The following is an 18,221-nucleotide window of genomic DNA, read 5'->3' as shown; positions in this document are numbered from 1 at the left end:
TCTGGTTAAGATGAATTTTCAACGTGGTTTTTGGGTTTACTATTTAAAATTTAACATTTTGAATTGGTTTTATGTCCTAAACAAACCGAGCGTTCTATATGCAATGATGAGTTAACTGTTTGTTTTTATGTTTGTTTGTTGTCGGATTTATTGGGTTAAATATAAAACTAATTATTATATTTTTATAATATCTGAATTTTCAGATAAATAAATCAACAATTGTTTCAGATTATTTCATTAACATAATAAAGTTTTTTGAGGATAAATATTTTGTTGACTCGAAAAACATTGGGTTGGTATAAGAATTAATGCATATGTGCACAATGTATTATTCATTGGCTTGTGCGAATTTATTGATACAAAAATAACAATGAACAAGAAGGCAAAAATGAAAAAACAAATAGCACCTTTCATATTTTTAATACCATTTGGTCACATTTCAGCCGCGGCTGCTTTGGAAACCAGTGCTTTCTATCCTGAGGAAGTAGAAATTCACTACAACCTTGGGCCTGAAGTTTGTAAAGCGGATTTCAGACCGGTAACACGTGCTGAAGCATTGCGTTTCCGCGATTCGATCATGAATAAAATCGGCAAATGGTCTTATGTCACGCTGGCTGATGGCTGGATCATCATGGGCCCGGGTTATCAGGGTGAAATCAAGGAAGGCAGCGCTGATCATACAGCCTGTTATCCGTTGAATGCAGAAACCAACATTTTAACTTTCCCTTCTGTCACCATTGATGAGGGCTCGAAAGAGCGGGTTGAATGGACGCTGGTCAATGATCAGGATAATTTCATTCTGCCTGCCGCATACCTGGCACACCATATGGGTTATGCCTGGGTTGGCGGTCCGAAAGGTTCTCAGGTCGGTGAAGACATGAAAGTCTGGTGGGACAGCAATGCAAATGCGTGGAAGATCCGTGGGAATGATGGCCCGTGTGAAGGGTACCGTTGTCAGGATATGAGCACCATTTCGGTGAAAAACTTCTCGTACACCATGGATCCGAAGTCTTTTAAAGTCGATGGTTCTGTTGTGAATTCGAACAGTAAACTGGTGAATACCATTTCGTCGACGGCGATCAATAAAACCAGTATTGAGCAGCAGTATGTGATCGATATCAGCTACAACACCTCGACAAGCTGGTCACAAAACAACAGTTACAGTTTCAGTGAAAGTGTTGCAGTGAGCAGTACGTTTAAAAGCCCGAACGTGACAGGTGGTGTTGATAAGTCGATTCAGGTCACTATTGGCGCGACACAAGGATGGGGCAGTACCAGCGGCGGTGAAGAAAGCAACCGTGTGACCATTCAGGCCAGACCGACTGTGCCTGCGAACAGCGCACTGAAAGTGCTGCTGAATGTGTATCGTGCTGATATTTCTTACCCGTACGTGTTCGATGCCGATGTATCTTATGAGCTGGGCTTCGACGGCTTCATGCGCTGGTCAGGCAATGGTCTGCTGTGGCATCCGGAAGACAGACCTGATTTCAGCACGACCTTTGCGATTGGCCGTTTTGCAGGTCAAGAGAAGAGTCTGGAATTCCAGTGGGATCACCGTGATATCACGGGCATGAACAAAACCTGGGACTGGAACTGGATCGCGCAAAACGCGGGTTCTTACGACACCCGTTACTGGCTGGGTAAAGTGTTGTCACCGAAGAAAGCCAGAATCAAAGGTCAGTTCTACGCAGAAGATCAGTTCACCGGTGAATTGTACTTTGAAGAAATTCCGCTGCCTCAAGGCGACAGCAACATGGCGACCATGGAGAAAAGCATCAAAGATCAGCTGGAAGACGCAGGTCTGACTGATGTCCAGGTCTCTGTGAGAAAAGAAAGTACAGGCGTTTAATTGAGTTAAATCAGCCTCTTTTGTAAGAACAACCGGAAGCCACCGTGTGGTTTCCGGTTTTTTAATGATTGTGAATCGTCAGTTCAGCACCGAACCAATTTGTTTGACGGCAAAATACATCTGGTTGTCGTAATGCGTCACCTGAATCTGTGTGATGCTGCCATTGCTGATGGATAAGCCTGAGTACCAGGCCGGATTTCGCCAGTCGAGGCCGAGCACGTCGGCAAGAATGGCACGAATCACACCGCCGTGGGTGACAATCAGCACATTCCCCTTCAGCCGTGCAATTTGTTGAGACCAGCAATCCGAGACGCGCTGGTAAAAGTCTTCAAGCGTTTCGGCTTCCGGCAAACGGGTACTGGCCGGGTTTTGCCAGAACTGCTCCAGTTGCTGCCATTCAGGGCTGTCTTTTGTGACCAGGTCAAAGGGGATGCCATCAAGCAGACCGAAGTGCATTTCCTGAAATCCGGGTTCGGAGATCAATGGCTGCTCTGTGTCCAACTGGTTGGCAAGCGACCAACAGCGACGCAGCGGCGAACTGATAACGGTTTCGAAAGAAATAGGTTGATGTCTGATTTTACTGGCGATGGCCTGATTGATGTCTTCCTGAACATCAACATCTGTTGAGCCGTATAAAGCCGCCGGTCCGTTGACTTTCCCGTGCCGGACGAGCGTGATGGTGAATGTTGTCACTTTGACGCCTCTTTCAGCTTCAGCGGTAGTCCTGCCGCAACAAAGGTGACGTCCTCAGCGATGGCGGCAATCTGCTGATTCATGCGGCCGGCATTGTCGACGAAATAACGACTGATTTCACCCAGCGGAACGATGCCGAGACCGACTTCGTTCGAGACAAAAATCAGCTCCGCAGGACAGGTTCTGACTGCATCCATGAGATCCGCAATCTGTTCTTCCAATGCGTCATGACTGCACCTTTCTCCCAGTGAAAAAATCAGGTTATTGAGCCACAGCGTCAGACATTCGATCAGCACGACATCATCAGACGTCAGGATGCTGAGCAGTGCGGGCAATGCCAGCGGACATTCATGCTCAATCCAATGATCGCCCCTTTGTTGCTGATGATGTTGGATTCGCGCCTGCATCTCTTCATCAAATGCTGTTGCAGTGGCGACATAATGCAGTGATTTCCCCGGGCTCAGTTTTTGCTGTGCCAGTTTTTCTGCAAAGGATGATTTGCCTGAGCGCGCTCCGCCCAGGACCAGACTGACCTTTGACATGATCGCCATGTTACACCCCCTGATGATAGATGGAGGCAATCAGGATCAGGTAGATCAACAGCTCCATCAACTGCTGCGCTGCGCCAAGACAATCTCCGGTAAATCCGCCAAGTCTTATATTCAGCCAGGCTTTAAAAGCGAAGCGAAACAACCCGGCAGTGATGAGCAGGGCGATTGCTGACTGAGGCGTGAAGAACAGGCAGACCAGTGCACCCGTTGCAATCAGGCAGAGGAGTTCAGGAACTGTTTGGGCATTGGCAAGTGGTTTGCTTTTGCTGGTGTCAGATTCGCTGACATAGCGCATATCAAAAATCAGCGTTGCTGCCACAGCACGGCTGAGCGTGTAGGCGACAATCAATACCTCAACCAGTCCGGTTTCTGTGGCCAGATAGCTGAGCATGATGAACTTGCCCAGCAAAGCCATGATGAGGGTCGCAGCACCATAGGTACCGATACGGCTGTCTTTCATGATGGTCAGGCGGCGTTCTGTGGTCATGCCGCCACCGATACCATCTGCCATGTCGGTCAAACCGTCTTCATGAAAGGCCCCCGTCAGCATTAAACTGCAGACCATGACGAGAAAAACCGCAATCTGTGCGGGAAACCAGTGAGCGGCCACCGAATAGATGGCCGCGCAAAGAGTGCCCAGCAACAGTCCGACTAAAGCAAAATATCGCCCTGCACGGTTCATACGTTCGTCCGAATAGGGCGTCGATGCCGGAATCGGCAGGCGGCTGAAAAATGAAACCGCCAGACAAAACAGTTGCGCCTGATAGCGAAGGCTGAACATTTATACCGTCACTCCGGCATCGGCAAAACTGGCCATGTGATTGTAAAATTCAGCGCTGGCCTGCAGGAGCGGATATGCCAGAGCAGCCCCTGTACCTTCACCCAGTCGCAATCCCAAATCCAGTAATGGCACAGCTTCCAGCAGGGCTAACACTTTCTGGTGTCCCTGTTCTTCAGAACGGTGCGCAAAAATCATGATATCCCGTGCATCCGGATTGAGCAGCGTTGCGATATAAGCGGCGACAGACACAATGAACCCGTCGACGAGTACAGGGACACGCTGCTCACTGGCGGCAAGAAAAGCACCGACCATCTGAACAATTTCAAAACCGCCCAGCTCAGCCAGCGCTCTGAATGCATCAGGTTCTCCGTTTTCAGTATATCGGGTAACCCCCTGACGAATCAGGCTGACTTTGTTCAGCAGCTGCGCATCGTTAATGCCTGTGCCTTTTCCGACACAATAGGCGACGTTGGTTTGGCTGAGCGCTGCCAGGAGTGCAGAAGCACTGCTGGTATTCCCAATGCCCATCTCACCAAACATCAGTAAATTACAGCCAGATTCGATGGTTTGTCGTGCAATTGCGCCCCCCAGTTCCAGCCCCTGTGCGACCTGCGCTTCAGTCATAGCCGCCTGCTGGGCAAGATTCTGGGTTCTGGTCCCCAGACGCTGCAGAATGAAATTTGGATTGTCGGTATCGACCGGCAGCAGAATCCCGCAGTCAATGACCTTCAGGTCGATCGCATTTAACCGGCAAAACTGGTTAATCGCCGCACCGCCGGCAAGAAAATTCAGCACCATTTGCTGTGTGACTTCACTCGGAGCAATGCTAACGCCTTCTTTCGCAATGCCGTGATCTCCGGCAAACAGCAGCATCGTCGGCTGATTCAGGTGAATCTGACGGACAGCGTTCTGCTGTCCCTGACTTTGAATCAGTGCAAGCTGTAAAGCCGTGGATTCGAGTTGTCCCAGTGAACCTGTGGGTTTCGTTTTTTGGTCGATGCGTTCTTGAATGGTTGAGGTATGGCGATTATCTAAGGTCATATTTGCGTGCTCTGCTGTTGGATTAATCAGGACGTTTTACGGTGAATACATCGCCCAGCCGGGCGTATTCCGATCCACCAAGGCGAGAAATCGGATCAAGTTTGAGCGCATCTATCTTGAGTCGTTCACTGTTGCGGTCAATCATGTTTTCATCCAGATAGATCTGCTCAATTTCAGCGAAGATCAGGCTTTGCGGGGTGTTGCCAATCTCTTTGATTTCAAAGAGTGTGCAGCCGAATGCAACCGGACAGGCTGCAACACGCGGCAGTTCGAATCCCTCTAATTCCGCCAGCTCAATCTGATTGGCTTCCACTTCAGAGACTCGGTGATCCAGGGTTGCAGAGGTCGCCGTGACCTGTTCCCCCAGTTCTGCCGGAGCGATATGAATCACGAGACGGCCCGTCGCCATGACATTACGCGTGGTGTCTTTGATGTCACCGTTGGGTTTCTTGCCGACGGAGAGCATGAGTAGGGGCGGATTGCTTGAAACGGCCGTGAAATATGAAAATGGCGCCAGGTTGTAATTTGCATCACCTGCATCGGTCAGAACCCAGGCCACCGGGCGAGGGACGATGGTTTGGGTCATCAGATGATAAATATGGCTGGGCGCCATGGTTGAAACGTCAATATTCATTGTGGCTTCCATGTTCAATGTTTCATGCAGTGTACCTGCCGCTTTGCTTTGAAAGCAAAGTGATTGATCTATTTATTAGAAATGGCATCCGATGCCTGAATCTGACGTATCAGTGTCCATCTTCCGTCGGAACGATTGCCGCAGGGGCCGCGGTTGATTCTGGTGCTGACCGTTGTTGCAACGCAAGCAGCCAGAATCCTGTCGCAGCCAGAGCTGCCACGCTGATAATCATCATCTAGGCATTTGTATAACCATTACTTTGAATATAGGCACCGATGAAGACATATGTGGGCATCAATCCAATGTTTCGGATCGTGATCAAAATACCGCTGATCCGTCCTCGGTGACTGCTGGGCGAATGGTTTGCCAGATAGACTCCTTCTTTCGTCAGCAGGAAGACTTCGGCGGCAGATAACAGGAACCAGGCGAAAAAGATCACCCAGACAGCTGTCCATTGCATGATCATGGCATAGCCGATGGCGAACAGCCCCCCGGCAATTGCCAGACTGCTGAGTTCACTTTGATTGTTGGTGAGCCGCATCAGCAACGGGGTGGCAACCACAACGACGACGCTGGCAAACGTCATGAGTTGTCCGAATAAGACCGCGCCATCCTGTGCGAACACATGACTGAAATACAAAGGGCCGGTCATCGTCATCTGATTCAGTGCGAACCAGAGTAGTGTACAGAGTCCGCCAAAGACCAGCAGTCTCGGACGTTCGCGAAATACAGTCCATACCGAGCTGTCAGTTGCTTGTTCCAATGCAGAAAGTTCAGTGTTTTCGGTGGTATGATGCTCGTCACTGACGCGGTACATCACGATAAGAATGCCGATCAGTACAGCGAAGCCGTTCCCCCAGTAGATCCAGGCGGTGTGATGCCAGAAGAGGTAGCCGGCGACCACGGGGCCGACGGCAGAACCCAGATTATAAGCAAGGTAGCTGAGCGACATCACCGCATCCCGGTTCTGTGGGTTGGAGTGGTCTGCAACCAATGCGTTGCTGGCCGGCAAGGCAATACCGATAAAGAAATAAGCAAGAAACATGAGCGCGGGAGCAATCACGTGGTGTTCGGAAAAGAACCCGCAAACCAGTAACACCAGTGCGCCGAATAACTCCCCCCAGACCATGGTGCGTTTATGACCAAAGGTGTCTGAGAGTTTCCCGCCAATTAATCCCCCCATCATATATGTCCCGGTGACAACCATGACCAGCGTACCGGCAATCGTCGTGGAATAGCCCTGCTTTTGAGTCAGTAAGAGGGTCATAAACGGAATAATGAAATTTCCAAGACCAAGAATGAATCGTGCGACGGCAATAGAATAGATATCTCCCGGCAATCCTTTGTACGGCGAGAGTAATTCAATCAGGCGTTTATAAATCAATCGGAGTTCCTTTTCCGTGAGACAAAGCCGAAGCCATATTTTTTCGGCCGGTGTTCCTGCTTTCATTGAAGGGCGACATCATATCAATAAATCAATCGGGTGCATAAGACTCAAACTGTCACAGTTATCGACGCCTTTTCTGTTCATAATCAGTCGGTCAAAGGAATAAACAGTATGTGATGGAGGCTGTCATGGTGACTGCAATTCTTGTCGCGGGAATCATTCAAAGTATCGTTCTTGGTATTTTTTTAGTGAAGAAAAGCAGGGAGCAGGGATCGTTTTGGCTGCTGGCCGTGATTCATCTGTGTTTTGCAATCGATTTGAGTCTGTTGCTGGCATGGCATGAACATTGGCTGACATCGCGTCTGAATATGATGTGGCCCGTGCTCTATCCGGTACTCTTTTTACTTTTTATCCGCCAGTGTATTACCGGAAAATCAGTCACACGACGGGATGGCATTCATTTCGTTCCGCTCGTTGTTATGAGTCTGCTGTGTGCGGATTTGCTCTGGTCACCGGCTGAAATCCAGCCGGTGATGCGACATTATCTGGCAGCCGGGCTGCTGGTGGTGTTTTATCTGGGTTACAGCGCGGCAGGCATGCGACTGATCTGGCGATATCATTCGCAGCAAATGTTGTTTCAGGCTCAGTTGTCACCAGCTAATCTGGTGGTGCTTTGGGGAATCAGCTTCAGCCTGTTACTGGCAGTCGCGATGGTGGTGCCTCAGGCCAGTGTGAATACGCAATTGCCGCTGCCGCATCTGGCGATATCGCTGGTGCTTTTTGTCATCACCTGTTGTCTGCTGATTCATCCTGGTCTGCTTCAGTTTGAGGTTATGGCCGGCCCCGATCTGGATAAATCAGAAGCACAGCCTGATGCATTGATGCAGGCAATCAGTCACGACATTCTGGCAATTATGGATGAACGGCAATATTTCCTGAATGCGGATATCAGCCTGTCATCACTGGCGCAGGAACTGGGCGTGAAACCTTATTTGCTGACCCAGGCGATCAATCAGGTTCTGGGCGTCAAATTTTATGATCTGGTGAATGAGCGGCGAATTACGCATGTGTGTGAATTGCTGTTAAAACGACCGTCCAGACCGGTGCTGGAAATGGCTTTTGAAGCCGGTTTTAATTCGAAATCAACCTTTAATGCGGCGTTTAAGAAGTATCAGCAATGCACACCATCGCAGTATAAAGCTCGGATTCAAAGTCCGAATTAGCGAATTCGGACGTCTGATTCACCCAATCGGACGCTTTTTACAGGGTTCTTCTTATTCTGGAGTTTCTGAATAAGGAGATGACCATGAAACCCAAATTACTTTTCCGAACTTGTATGATCGTCGTTTTATGGGGACTGGCGGGGTGTCATTCAGATGACAACACGACAGAGAAAACACCGGAAGAAAATCAGGGGAAAAACGCTGCGGCACATGTGTATCCGGCGCCGGGCGGCCCATATCGGGTTGGCGTGAAAGCCTTCGATTTACTGGATGCCGGACCTGATGGGATGAGTCCGGTTCCTGAGACAACACGCCGTCTGCCTGTAAAAGTGTTTTACCCGACACAAGAGAACTCGGGTCAGTATCAGGGATATTTTGATTCGTGGGGACATCAGATTAGTTATCTGGAACGTGTTCGTCCCGAAGATAAACCCATTCATCCCAATCAATTTGAGTTAAGCAGTATCCTGTCCTGGTCACGGGCGAATGCACAAATCGCGCCCCCCGAGTCGGGTACGGGCTGGCCGGTTCTGATCTATTCTCATGGTGCGTTTTTATTTGAAGTGGATAATACCGAATTGCTCGAAGACCTTGCCAGCCGGGGTTATGTTGTCGTGTCTATCAACCATACATATATATCCGGGATTGCCAGTTTCCAGGATGGCAGCGCGATCAGCGCTTATGTGCCAGAAGACTCGGATGATGTAGACACGGATAAGGGCTTTGCCTATTTTGATCAGGTGATCGCGCCGCAAATTATTCATGATGTTTTTTATGTTTATCAGTGGCTGACGTGGCATCCGGAATTATTTGACTATCAGCTGGATGACACCCGGATAGGCACGCTGGGCTACAGTCTGGGCGGGTCGGCAGCGATGAACAGTTGTGCGCAAATCGCAGCCTGTGTTGCCAGTGCAAATATGGATGGCTTGTTGCTGGGGAAGGTGCGCGAACAGCCGCTCAATAAACCATTATTGCTCATGCAAACGCCAGAGCAGACATTAGCAGAGGCGTTTGCTGATAACGGTCACGAGACCTATCTGCTGACCATCGCCCATACGACCCACAGTGATTTTATGGATCAGAACCGCTGGGTTGTTGGTTATCCGTCAGGAATTGATATTGACCAAATGCACCAGATCAAGAAGCAGAGTATGGCGACATTTTTTGGTCATTATCTGAAAGATACCGATTTGTTCTGGCCGGAACATGAAGCGCTGACGCTCGAGGTGAAATAACCAGTACTGAATGACTGAATGACTGAATGACTGAATGACTGAATGAATGCGATGCAACAGAATTCATTTGCATTTCAAAATTGAGTCTGATAGAAAAAACAACATGATGAATATCAAATTAATTTCTCCACTGGCGAAGCCAGTTCAACAAACCACCACCACCGAAACCAGCAGGTTGTTCGGGGGGTAGGCACGACACAAGATTTTTCAAACCCTCTGAGCGATTCGCCAGAGGGTTTTTTTATTGTTACATCCCCCGCGTTTCGCTCAGAGTTTCACAAACCTGAAGAAGGAAAGAAACTCATGAAATCACATCGCGAAATTGCAGAACAACTTGACCTGTTTCATTCTGAGCCACAAGGTCCGGGTATGATCTTCTGGCATCCGAACGGCTGGCGTTTATTTCAAAGCATTCAGGATCACATCCGGAATCTTTATCAATCCCATGGGTTTCAGGAAGTGCGGACACCTCAGTTTCTGAAAAAGGATTTGTGGCAGACTTCTGGTCACTTGTCGATGTTTGGCGAGAATATGTTTTTCGGCGGTGATCAGGAAAATGAGCTGGATTATGCTCTGAAACCGATGTCCTGTCCGGCGCACATTTTGCTGTTCAAACGCGGGGTACACAGCTATCGCGATCTGCCGGTGAAGTTGTTTGAGTTCGGACTGGTTCACCGGAATGAATCGTCCGGCTCGCTGAATGGTTGTCTGCGTCTGCGGCAGTTTACTCAGGATGATGCGCATGTGTTCTGTGCCTGGTCGCAGGCCAAAGATGAGGTCTGCCAATTTCTGAAACGCGCCCAGCTCGTCTACAGCCAGTATGGGTATCAGCAGTTATCCGTCAAAATCTCCACTCGGCCGGAAGCGGCATTGGGCCATGAAGCGCTGTGGCAACAGGCAGAACAAATTCTGATGGAGGGCTGTCAGGCTCAATCACTGGATTATGAATTACAGGTGGGTGAAGGCGCATTCTATGGTCCCAAGATTGAACTGGCTTTGACAGATAATGTTGGCCGGGAATGGCAATGCGGCACAATTCAGCTCGACTTTAATCTGCCCGAACGGTTCGATATTGCTTACGCAAATGCTGAAGGTGAAAGAGAACGCCCGGTAATTCTCCATCAGGCTATGTACGGCTCTATTGAACGCTGGCTTGGCATGTTGCTGGAAGTGACTCAGGGCGCATTGCCGGAATGGATTCACCCGGTGCCGGTCGCAGTGGCGACAGTCGGTGAAATTGCAGATGAATATGCAGGTTCGCTGGTGGCGCTGATTGAATCTGCGGGTCTGCACGTCATCGCTGATCACAGTCACAACAGTGTTGCCCGTAAGATTAAACGATTTCATAAGATGAAAATCCCCAACATTCTGATTGTCGGAGAAAAGGAAATCGAGACAGCACAAGTCGCGCTTCGGCGTGGTAAACAAGTGACAGCGATAGAGACATCTAAGTTAGTGGAAGCACTGTTGGCCTTCCAGAAAACTGCTTGAATGACTGAAAGTGTCCGGACACGCAGACTCAACAGATAAGCGTCTGTTTCATTTCAGAAGTGCTGCTGAAAAGGGACCTTGTCTGGTAAAAGCTGTGAAAATGGCTGTTTCTCAATGATATCCAAGTATCTGGCGGATACTTGGATATTCGTGAACAGAGTATTGGCTTACTTTGCAGATGTGTTGCGTTGTAGGTCGAGGGATGCGATTGGCTGTCATTCAGCGTAAAATGAGGCGTTTTTATGATTGTAATCAGTGCAGGGATAAATGAAATCAGTACAAGAAAAAGAACAAGTAAAAATTTTGGCATCATATTTTGCAGTATTTGGTGGGATATTCCTTAGTTTTTTCTATTCACTGGAAGGGTATATTGTTTTATCAGTGAGTGTTGTTTGGTGCTTATATGCTTTGAAAGTGAGTCAATTTCCTGAAAGTAAAAAATGTCTCAAGGGCATTCTGTTGTCGATATTGCTATTAGTGTGCCTGAAGTCATTAGGGCTGTTTTTCGTCTATCAAACAGAGGATTACAGTTCCAGCCTATTGTTAAGTTTGTATTCTGATCAGGATAAGGCGGCCGGTATTCTCGCTTTTTTAGGGATAACTTTTATATTTTCCGGGAAGTTCTTACCACTATTGACGCTTTTTTATGGACTAAAAACATGGAAAGCAAATCTGTAGAAATGAATGTCTGTAGAAAAGAATGCTTTGATTTTAAATTTCAGCTTCAATGGTTGAAAACAGCTTCGTCTTAAGTGCTGACGGACGGTTTTTCTTATTGATTGAAAGCTGTGATCGGGATTAGATTGAAAAAACAGGCGGCTTTTTACAGGCCGCCTGTTTTGCACGGCGCGATTTATCTCACTTCATTTCCAACTTCATGCTCCCAGGGGGAATCTTCCGTGGGTGGTTCAGATTGCGTCAATGCAGCAATCACCGAGATGGCGCATCGTGAGCCATGCTCAACAATCAGATCCAGCGCACTGGTAAACAAAAAGTTGCCGTTAGTGATTTCACCCAATGCAAAAATCTTGGGATGCGCGAATCCTCTGTGATCAAGCACCTGATAGGTTTCGTTGAGGATTTGTAACCCGCCATGAGGGTGGCTGACGGCGAGTCCAGACGCAAACATGTGGTGCAATAAAGGGGAGTCCGCCTGGGTCAGATCGCGGGCATTCCCTGTGGCATACACAACAACATCTGCAGGTGAATCAGCAACTTTTGAATCAGGGCCTGTCTGATAGCTCAGTTGTCCGGATTCAACCGCTGCCAGCAACTTTTCAGCATTCTCTTTCGGGATCGAGACCCGCAATGCCATGGCATTGGACCAGCTTTCAGCGAAGAAGCGTCGTTTGTCTTCTTCAGCCAGTTTCCGGCGGATAATATCCAGAGCGGTGTTCGCACTGTAAAGAATCGCCTGCCAGCCCCGGGGGCCATCGGCCAGTGCAATTTCTTTTCGGAGGTAATGCCGAAAATCAGTCACTGGTGGCGTGGGAAACTGCAGCGATTCCGGTGTATCTTCATAATTTTTCCGATAGTGGCTGAGTTCGAGATGGAATAGCTGTGCCAGATGAGCAAGTGATAATGTCTCGAAGTTTTGTTCAATATAGCCTGGCGATAAAAATTGATTTCGGTACGTCCCTTGTGTTCCTCGCACGCTAGGGAAAAAGCCTCCCCGTGACCGTAACTGTATTTTTCCTTTGTGACCCCGTTCTATCAGTCCAACGACGATGTCGATGGCGCTGAGTCGTGCTCCGAAGACGACAACGTTATCATGCTCATTGATGGCACGGGTTACTGAACGTACGGGATACGGACTGGAAAAAATTTTGCCTTGCTGCTGTGCGCTATCCATAACTTTTGTATGTGTGCCGCACGCCAGAATCACCGCATCACTCGGCAATTGATGTCCGCATTCTGTGGATACGATGTACCGGGTTGAATCGTCGTCAGCACAGATCGACGTGACAGATGCAGCAACGGTCACGATGAAAATATTTTTTTCTGCGGCTTGCCGGATCACACGGAAGAATCGGTCCTGCATGTAGCGTCCGAACAGGGCACGCGGCGCATAGGTGGATGCATCAATGTTCAGCTCAGGAAAGTCCGGCTGCCATTTTAACGGGTGAGCTTTCAGCCAGTGCATGAAGTCGCCGGGTTGTCCGGGGATGCCGGATATCAGCCCAGCCTGCGTATTGAGCAGGTTGGAATGGCTGTCCTCAGCATAGGCATTGCCAACCCCCCATACACTTTTTTTCTCCATGACAAAAATCACAACATCCTGGTTTTGAACAACATTCCAATGACGGGTAAAAGCATCAAGAAAAGCAAGTGATGATGCGCCGCCGCCCACAAGGGTTAACGTGATTCGTTTCATCATTCTATTCCTTATCATCATCAGTGGATGCAAACATCAGGGTTCGTAAACCCAGACCCAGAGCTAAAACAACGACCGAGCACATCAGTGCGGCACGGGTTTCAAAGAACTGACTGACCAGTCCTGCCCAGAGCGATCCGGCTGCCTGAGCCAGATACATGACGATCAGATAGATCGCAATCACACGGGAGAGCATTTGCCGCAGAAAGGAAGACTGGATTTCTCCGTTCAGCAGGGTCACAGCCATACTCCAGCTCAGGCCAAAGATCATGAGCGCGACAAAGATGAGCGTCAGATGACTGCTCAGCCAGATGGCTGCAATGGACGATATCATCAGGCTGTAGCACAGCCAGTAGCTGTGGTGATTACGGCGGAATTTCAGCACAGCCGGCAAGACGACAACGGTTAAGAGTGCTCCCAGACCGGTTGCGCCCATTAAGCTACCTTGTCCTGCTGTGCTCTGATTTAAGTGATACTTGGCAATGAAAGGCATCATTGACCAGATCACACTGCCTGCGAAGAACAGAATACAGGCATCGAATGTGCAGCGACGGAACAGGGTGGATGTGTAAATATGTTTCCAGGTATCACGGAACGAAATGAACTCTGTTTGTTCTGTCGTAGTGTTTCGCTCGTGATAAAACCCATACAAAAAGTAGGCTGCCACCGCAAGCAGCATCGCCGCAGTGAGCAGATAAACCTGGAAATAGGCGAGCGCAAGTAACAGCGACCCGGCAATCGCGGGTCCGACAGCCCGAGCAATATTGAACCCCAGATTGTTGAGAACGGCTGCATGCCTGACCTGGTCTCTGGGCACAGTCAGTGCGATTCCGGCCTGTGCAACCGGCATCCGGAAGACGGTTGCGACAGAAAATGCAGCGGTCACTCCAACCAGCAAGGCAGGCGAAAGCAGCCCCCACCAGGTGGCGGCTGCAAGCGTCAATGAAACCAGACCCAGGCTGAGCTGAGCGACAGTCAGGACCAGCGGCTTGCTGTACTTGTCGCCCACCTGACCGGCCAGGATGCCAAACAATAAGAAAGGCAGGGTTGCTGCGACCTGAACCAGCGAATTCACAACAGCTGAGGTCGATAAGTGCGTTAAAGCGATTGAAGACGTCGTATTTTGGATCCAAATCGCCCCGTTGCTCAAGATATTCGCCACCCAGAAGTGGCGATACTGCGGATTTCTCGCAACCGCAATTAATTCAGCATGCATTGCGTGACCTCCTCAGTATTCTTTGACCAGATGAATTCGTCTGCGGCCCACTGTTCAATGGCCAGGAAAAGTTTCTCCATATTCATTTCGCTGTCGGCTTTGGCAACAACGTGTATCAGGGCGTCATTTGACATGGCCATCGCGCTGTAGTTTTTCCCTGACACTGCCCGGGATTGATACTTGACGACGTTTTCATGCCTGAACGGTGTCTGGGAACAGGCCAGCTGACCTGACTGCGGAGGAAGCTGGAAGCGTCCGCCGATCTGTACCGGAGACCGGGGGCTGGGGCAAAGCGCCTCTGATCTGAATTCGGCATGTAAATATGCCTCGACGACATTCACCCCGTAGGCCAATTCGACTTCAGTGAGGAGATCATTCCCACCCAGACGACAGGCAATTTCACACAGGGTGATCTGATTGTCTTTCCCGACAAAGCATTCGATATGGAAAAGGGAATGCCTGGGCGTCGGGAAGACGTGCTCAAGCAGATATCTGCTGAATTCAGTTAAAGGCCGATAAAGCGGGTTTGATTCAGATAGCGTGTATGAACCAAGGCATTGACCGCCAACGAAATCCATACAGTTGCCGACATATCCGGCCGGGCTGCATACCGACAGTTTTCCGTTCACGACGAGACCGTCGACGTGAAAGACTTCTCCGGTGACGTAGGGCTCAATGATCATGTCAGTCGGATCGATCTCTGAATTCACCTCAAGCCAATGCTTGTAAGAGTCGACTTTGAATGTGTGCTGGGAGCCACGTCCGGCTTTTGGCTTGATCACAATGGGGTAAGGCAATGCTTGCCAGTTGACGACCTGAATTGCATCCTGCGGCATCGCAGTGACCACGCCATACCGTGCTGCGTGTTGTTTCATCAGGATTTTGTCTCGGAACAGGATGGCTTGTTCCTGTCGCTGTCCGGGGATGCCAAGCGTTTCCCGTATTTCTGCGGCACGAAGGATGTCGCCTTCCGAAAAGGCAATGACCATGTCAATGGAAGACAGTAGATCAATGTCGGCGAGCCGTTGCAAAAGCTCCGTCGCCGAGTGGGAAAAATAATGGTCCAATTCGATGATTCGGCCAAAATGAGCTGCCAGCTCGCTCCTGTTTCCGGCAGATAACGACTCTGTGATTAAAAGACTGTCTCCATGAAAATACGCATCTCGGATACGGGGATGAATGGACAGAATAAATTTTTTACTGGATAAGATGAGCGCTGACATAATTATCCTCTTTATATGATTTTTGTTTTGGTGTTTTATTTTTAATTTTCAGAAAAATTGCAGATATATAAACCAGTAAATTTATATTTTCATGGTTCATGTGACTGCATGTCGGTTGAGATACTTGCCCATTCATCTGTGAATTGGAATGATAATTCCAGAACCATATGCAACATTGCGATCACGATCCCCTTACAACACAAAATCATTGCCTTAACAACTGAACCTATCAGTAATAAAAAAGGGATTTGGACGAGTGAAAGTGCTTCAGAGGTGAAGCGTCAGTGGGTTTTTGGTGCACGGATCTGGCTGGTTAAAAAGACTGGGAGTCTTCAGCCGTGAGGTGCGGCAGATTCCTGCTTTATTGCTGTGCTTCTGCGTTGTTTGGTTGTAAATTTATTTTCAATATCATAGCTATGAAGTGACCGCCTGATATCTTGGTATTCATCAGGCATATCGTGAATGAGATCAACCCAAAACTAATTTTCAGAAAATACCGACACTGGAGGGATTAAAGTGACTGAGCTGATAGAAGGACCGGACGGAAAATTACGCTGCTCATGGTGCAGTGCCACCGAAGATTATATGGATTATCATGATCACGAATGGGGTTTTCCGGTAAGCGATGATCAGCGTCTCTTCGAAAAAATATGTCTGGAAGGGTTTCAGTCGGGTTTGAGCTGGCGAACGATTCTGACGAAACGGGAAAATTTCAGACAAGCATTTCAGCAGTTCGATTTTTACCAGGTGGCTCAGTTTTCTGAAGAAGATGTCGAGCGTTTACTTCAGAATGAAGGCATTGTCCGGCACCGGGGCAAAATTGAAGCGACTATCAATAACGCCAAATGCGCGGTGGAAATGGTGAAAGAAGAGGGTTCTCTGGCAGCTTTCTTTTGGCGTTTTGAGCCTGATACGACAGGCGTGACGCCACAGTCATTGTCTGTTTCTGAAGAATCGAAAGCCCTTTCAAAAGCACTGAAAAAACGGGGGTGGAAGTTTGTCGGGCCAACGACGGTTTATGCTTTCATGCAGGCGATGGGGCTGATTAATGATCATGCTGAAAGTTGTGCATTCCGGGAAAAAGCAGAAAAGTTAAGGGCCTCATTTCAACGTCCTGCGGAATAAATGTTGCCTCCAGGGCGTGAACTGAATACAAAAAGCAGCAGGGTTATCAGCCTTGCTTCTTTTTTATATAAAGATAGGTCACGGTTCCCATTTATTCTGTCCTGTTTCAGGAAAGACACATTTTTGATGGATGACTCATAGTAATTATCATTATTGTTAATTACATGAGAGTGGTACTTATCCGTCACTTAAAGAATAAAAAGAAAACCATACTTTTCATATGAGATTTTACCTCCCATCTATTTCCTATGCGCGGAAATAACGGAACATCTGAATCCGGGTGTATTCCGCGGTCGACAGAATTTTTCCGGAGGCAAACATGCAAATCGATGGCCATCACGCGATGACATATGTTGTCGCCCGTTATGCAGGTTTAAATCATCACCAAGCATCTGTTGTGGCTTACTGTGCTCAGTATGTTGATGAAGCAACAAATGAAAATCCTATCTATTTTGAAAATGGTGCGATGTTTGATCGCATTGTGTCAGCACACAAGATGCTGGATTACCGGAACACGGTTAAACTCGCGAACCACATGGTCTGGATTCCTTTTCATTTTTTGCCCGGAAACCATGGAAATGAAGCGGGTCACCCGCCTGAAGGCCGTTTTATCAATCGGCTGATTTGTATGCCGGACAGTCCGGTGGCAAGAGATATGCTGAGAATGGTGGCGACACACTGGCATAAGCCTTATGCGTTGCACATGCTGGGGATTGCCATGCATGTTTACGCCGATACTTTTGCCCATCAGGGTTTTGCCGGTGTGGTTCACGATATTAATCGCGTTGAATCCATTGAGTCGGCGCAATATATGAGTTTAGCGGAACGGATCCGGAATGACGTTCTTCGGCATGGTATTTCCTCAACGTCACCTCTGGGGCATGGCGCTGCGTTGTCTTTTCCGGATCGTCCGTATGCAAGCTGGATTTATGTGAACGGAACCGGCGAAACCGTGGTGCGCGACAATACAGAAATCTTTGTACAGGCGGCTGATGCCATGTGTAAAGCGATACAGTGCTATCTCGCACAGGATCATGCTGTGAAAATTGATCAGCAGCCGGGGCTGACGGCACAACAGCGAAATCTCATTGAAAGTGCGTTGCGTACCTTTGATGACGAGGATGGTGAACGGCGGCACGAACAATGGCTGCAACATATTGCGACCGGCGATTTTGGGTTTGCGGCTGAAGTGCTGACGTTTCACAAAACAGGTCCGGAGAGCTGGAAAGAAAAAGCAAGAGGGCCGGCAATCGTGCGGGATGGGAAACCGTACTACAAGTATTCAGAGTCGTTTTTCTCTTCAGACTGGAAATTTTTCCATGATGCGCTGAAAACCTACCGGTTAGAACTGATTCGGGATGTTTTACCTGCCTATGGCATTTGTGTGGCATAACT

General features: G+C 48.6%; 16 protein-coding genes. 7 read left to right on the top strand and 9 right to left on the bottom strand.

Annotated elements, in window-relative coordinates; translation table 11 throughout:
* The first annotated feature begins 388 nt into the window (after nt 1–388).
* Nucleotides 389–1,849: an aerolysin family beta-barrel pore-forming toxin gene (locus L4174_RS19910; protein WP_248142133.1), complete on the top strand. Its 1,461-nt coding sequence runs from the start codon at nt 389–391 to the stop codon at nt 1,847–1,849.
* Between the two features lie 78 nt (nt 1,850–1,927).
* Here L4174_RS19910 and L4174_RS19905 read toward each other — a convergent pair whose 3' ends face one another.
* The 6 genes from L4174_RS19905 to L4174_RS19880 form a co-directional block, all read right to left on the bottom strand.
* Complete coding sequence (locus L4174_RS19905) at nt 1,928–2,542, bottom strand: histidine phosphatase family protein (RefSeq protein ID WP_248142134.1); 615 nt, start codon at nt 2,540–2,542, stop codon at nt 1,928–1,930.
* Entirely contained in the window at nt 2,539–3,093 is a 555-nt protein-coding gene (cobU, locus tag L4174_RS19900) for a bifunctional adenosylcobinamide kinase/adenosylcobinamide-phosphate guanylyltransferase (RefSeq protein ID WP_248142135.1), read from the bottom strand. Before cobU ends, L4174_RS19905 begins: the two co-directional genes overlap by 4 nt.
* Before the next feature lies 1 nt (nt 3,094).
* Nucleotides 3,095–3,874, bottom strand: a complete 780-nt coding sequence (locus L4174_RS19895; RefSeq protein WP_248142136.1) for an adenosylcobinamide-GDP ribazoletransferase — start codon at nt 3,872–3,874, stop codon at nt 3,095–3,097.
* Nucleotides 3,875–4,915 (bottom strand): nicotinate-nucleotide--dimethylbenzimidazole phosphoribosyltransferase, encoded by a 1,041-nt coding sequence (gene cobT, locus L4174_RS19890; protein ID WP_248142137.1) that lies wholly within the window; start codon nt 4,913–4,915, stop codon nt 3,875–3,877.
* A 22-nt stretch (nt 4,916–4,937) separates the two neighbouring features.
* Nucleotides 4,938–5,549, bottom strand: coding sequence for a flavin reductase family protein (locus L4174_RS19885; protein ID WP_248142138.1), 612 nt, complete (start codon nt 5,547–5,549; stop codon nt 4,938–4,940).
* A gap of 235 nt (nt 5,550–5,784) precedes the next feature.
* Nucleotides 5,785–6,933 carry an MFS transporter gene (locus tag L4174_RS19880; protein WP_248142139.1) on the bottom strand — a complete coding sequence of 383 codons (1,149 nt, stop codon included), beginning with the start codon at nt 6,931–6,933 and terminating at the stop codon, nt 5,785–5,787.
* Nucleotides 6,934–7,124: 191 nt separating this feature from the next.
* Between L4174_RS19880 and L4174_RS19875 the strand changes: the two genes are divergently transcribed.
* The 4 genes from L4174_RS19875 to L4174_RS19860 all read left to right on the top strand — a co-directional run bounded on the left by L4174_RS19875 (nt 7,125) and on the right by L4174_RS19860 (nt 11,566).
* Nucleotides 7,125–8,159 (top strand): helix-turn-helix domain-containing protein, encoded by a 1,035-nt coding sequence (locus L4174_RS19875; RefSeq protein ID WP_248142140.1) that lies wholly within the window; start codon nt 7,125–7,127, stop codon nt 8,157–8,159.
* Nucleotides 8,160–8,242: 83 nt separating this feature from the next.
* The gene (locus tag L4174_RS19870; protein ID WP_248142141.1) at nt 8,243–9,397 is read left to right on the top strand and encodes a hypothetical protein; all 1,155 of its coding nucleotides are present in this window, start codon (nt 8,243–8,245) and stop codon (nt 9,395–9,397) included.
* Between the two features lie 303 nt (nt 9,398–9,700).
* Entirely contained in the window at nt 9,701–10,888 is a 1,188-nt protein-coding gene (thrS, locus tag L4174_RS19865; protein ID WP_248142142.1) for a threonine--tRNA ligase, read from the top strand.
* Nucleotides 10,889–11,155: 267 nt separating this feature from the next.
* Nucleotides 11,156–11,566, top strand: coding sequence for a hypothetical protein (locus L4174_RS19860; RefSeq protein ID WP_248142143.1), 411 nt, complete (start codon nt 11,156–11,158; stop codon nt 11,564–11,566).
* Between the two features lie 175 nt (nt 11,567–11,741).
* Here L4174_RS19860 and L4174_RS19855 read toward each other — a convergent pair whose 3' ends face one another.
* From L4174_RS19855 to L4174_RS19845, 3 genes are read right to left on the bottom strand one after another with little or no spacing between them, the layout of a single operon-like run.
* Complete coding sequence (locus L4174_RS19855) at nt 11,742–13,265, bottom strand: FAD/NAD(P)-binding protein (protein WP_248142144.1); 1,524 nt, start codon at nt 13,263–13,265, stop codon at nt 11,742–11,744.
* A 1-nt stretch (nt 13,266) separates the two neighbouring features.
* The gene (locus L4174_RS19850; RefSeq protein ID WP_248142145.1) at nt 13,267–14,478 is read right to left on the bottom strand and encodes an MFS transporter; all 1,212 of its coding nucleotides are present in this window, start codon (nt 14,476–14,478) and stop codon (nt 13,267–13,269) included.
* On the bottom strand, nt 14,463–15,701 hold the full coding sequence (locus L4174_RS19845) for an acetyl-CoA carboxylase biotin carboxylase subunit family protein (protein WP_248142146.1): 1,239 nt from the start codon (nt 15,699–15,701) through the stop codon (nt 14,463–14,465). Before L4174_RS19845 ends, L4174_RS19850 begins: the two co-directional genes overlap by 16 nt.
* Nucleotides 15,702–16,217: 516 nt before the next feature.
* On the opposite strand from L4174_RS19845, the gene L4174_RS19840 reads away from it, so the two are divergent.
* Both L4174_RS19840 and L4174_RS19835 read left to right on the top strand, forming a co-directional pair.
* Nucleotides 16,218–16,826 (top strand): DNA-3-methyladenine glycosylase I, encoded by a 609-nt coding sequence (locus L4174_RS19840; RefSeq protein ID WP_305885167.1) that lies wholly within the window; start codon nt 16,218–16,220, stop codon nt 16,824–16,826.
* 319 nt (nt 16,827–17,145) lie between these two features.
* Nucleotides 17,146–18,219, top strand: a complete 1,074-nt coding sequence (locus tag L4174_RS19835) for a DUF6765 family protein (RefSeq protein WP_248142147.1) — start codon at nt 17,146–17,148, stop codon at nt 18,217–18,219.
* Nucleotides 18,220–18,221: the final 2 nt, after the last annotated feature.

The organism is Photobacterium sp. CCB-ST2H9 (genome assembly GCF_023151555.2).
GTDB lineage: Bacteria > Pseudomonadota > Gammaproteobacteria > Enterobacterales > Vibrionaceae > Photobacterium.
This window is presented reverse-complemented; position numbering and strand designations above follow the sequence as displayed.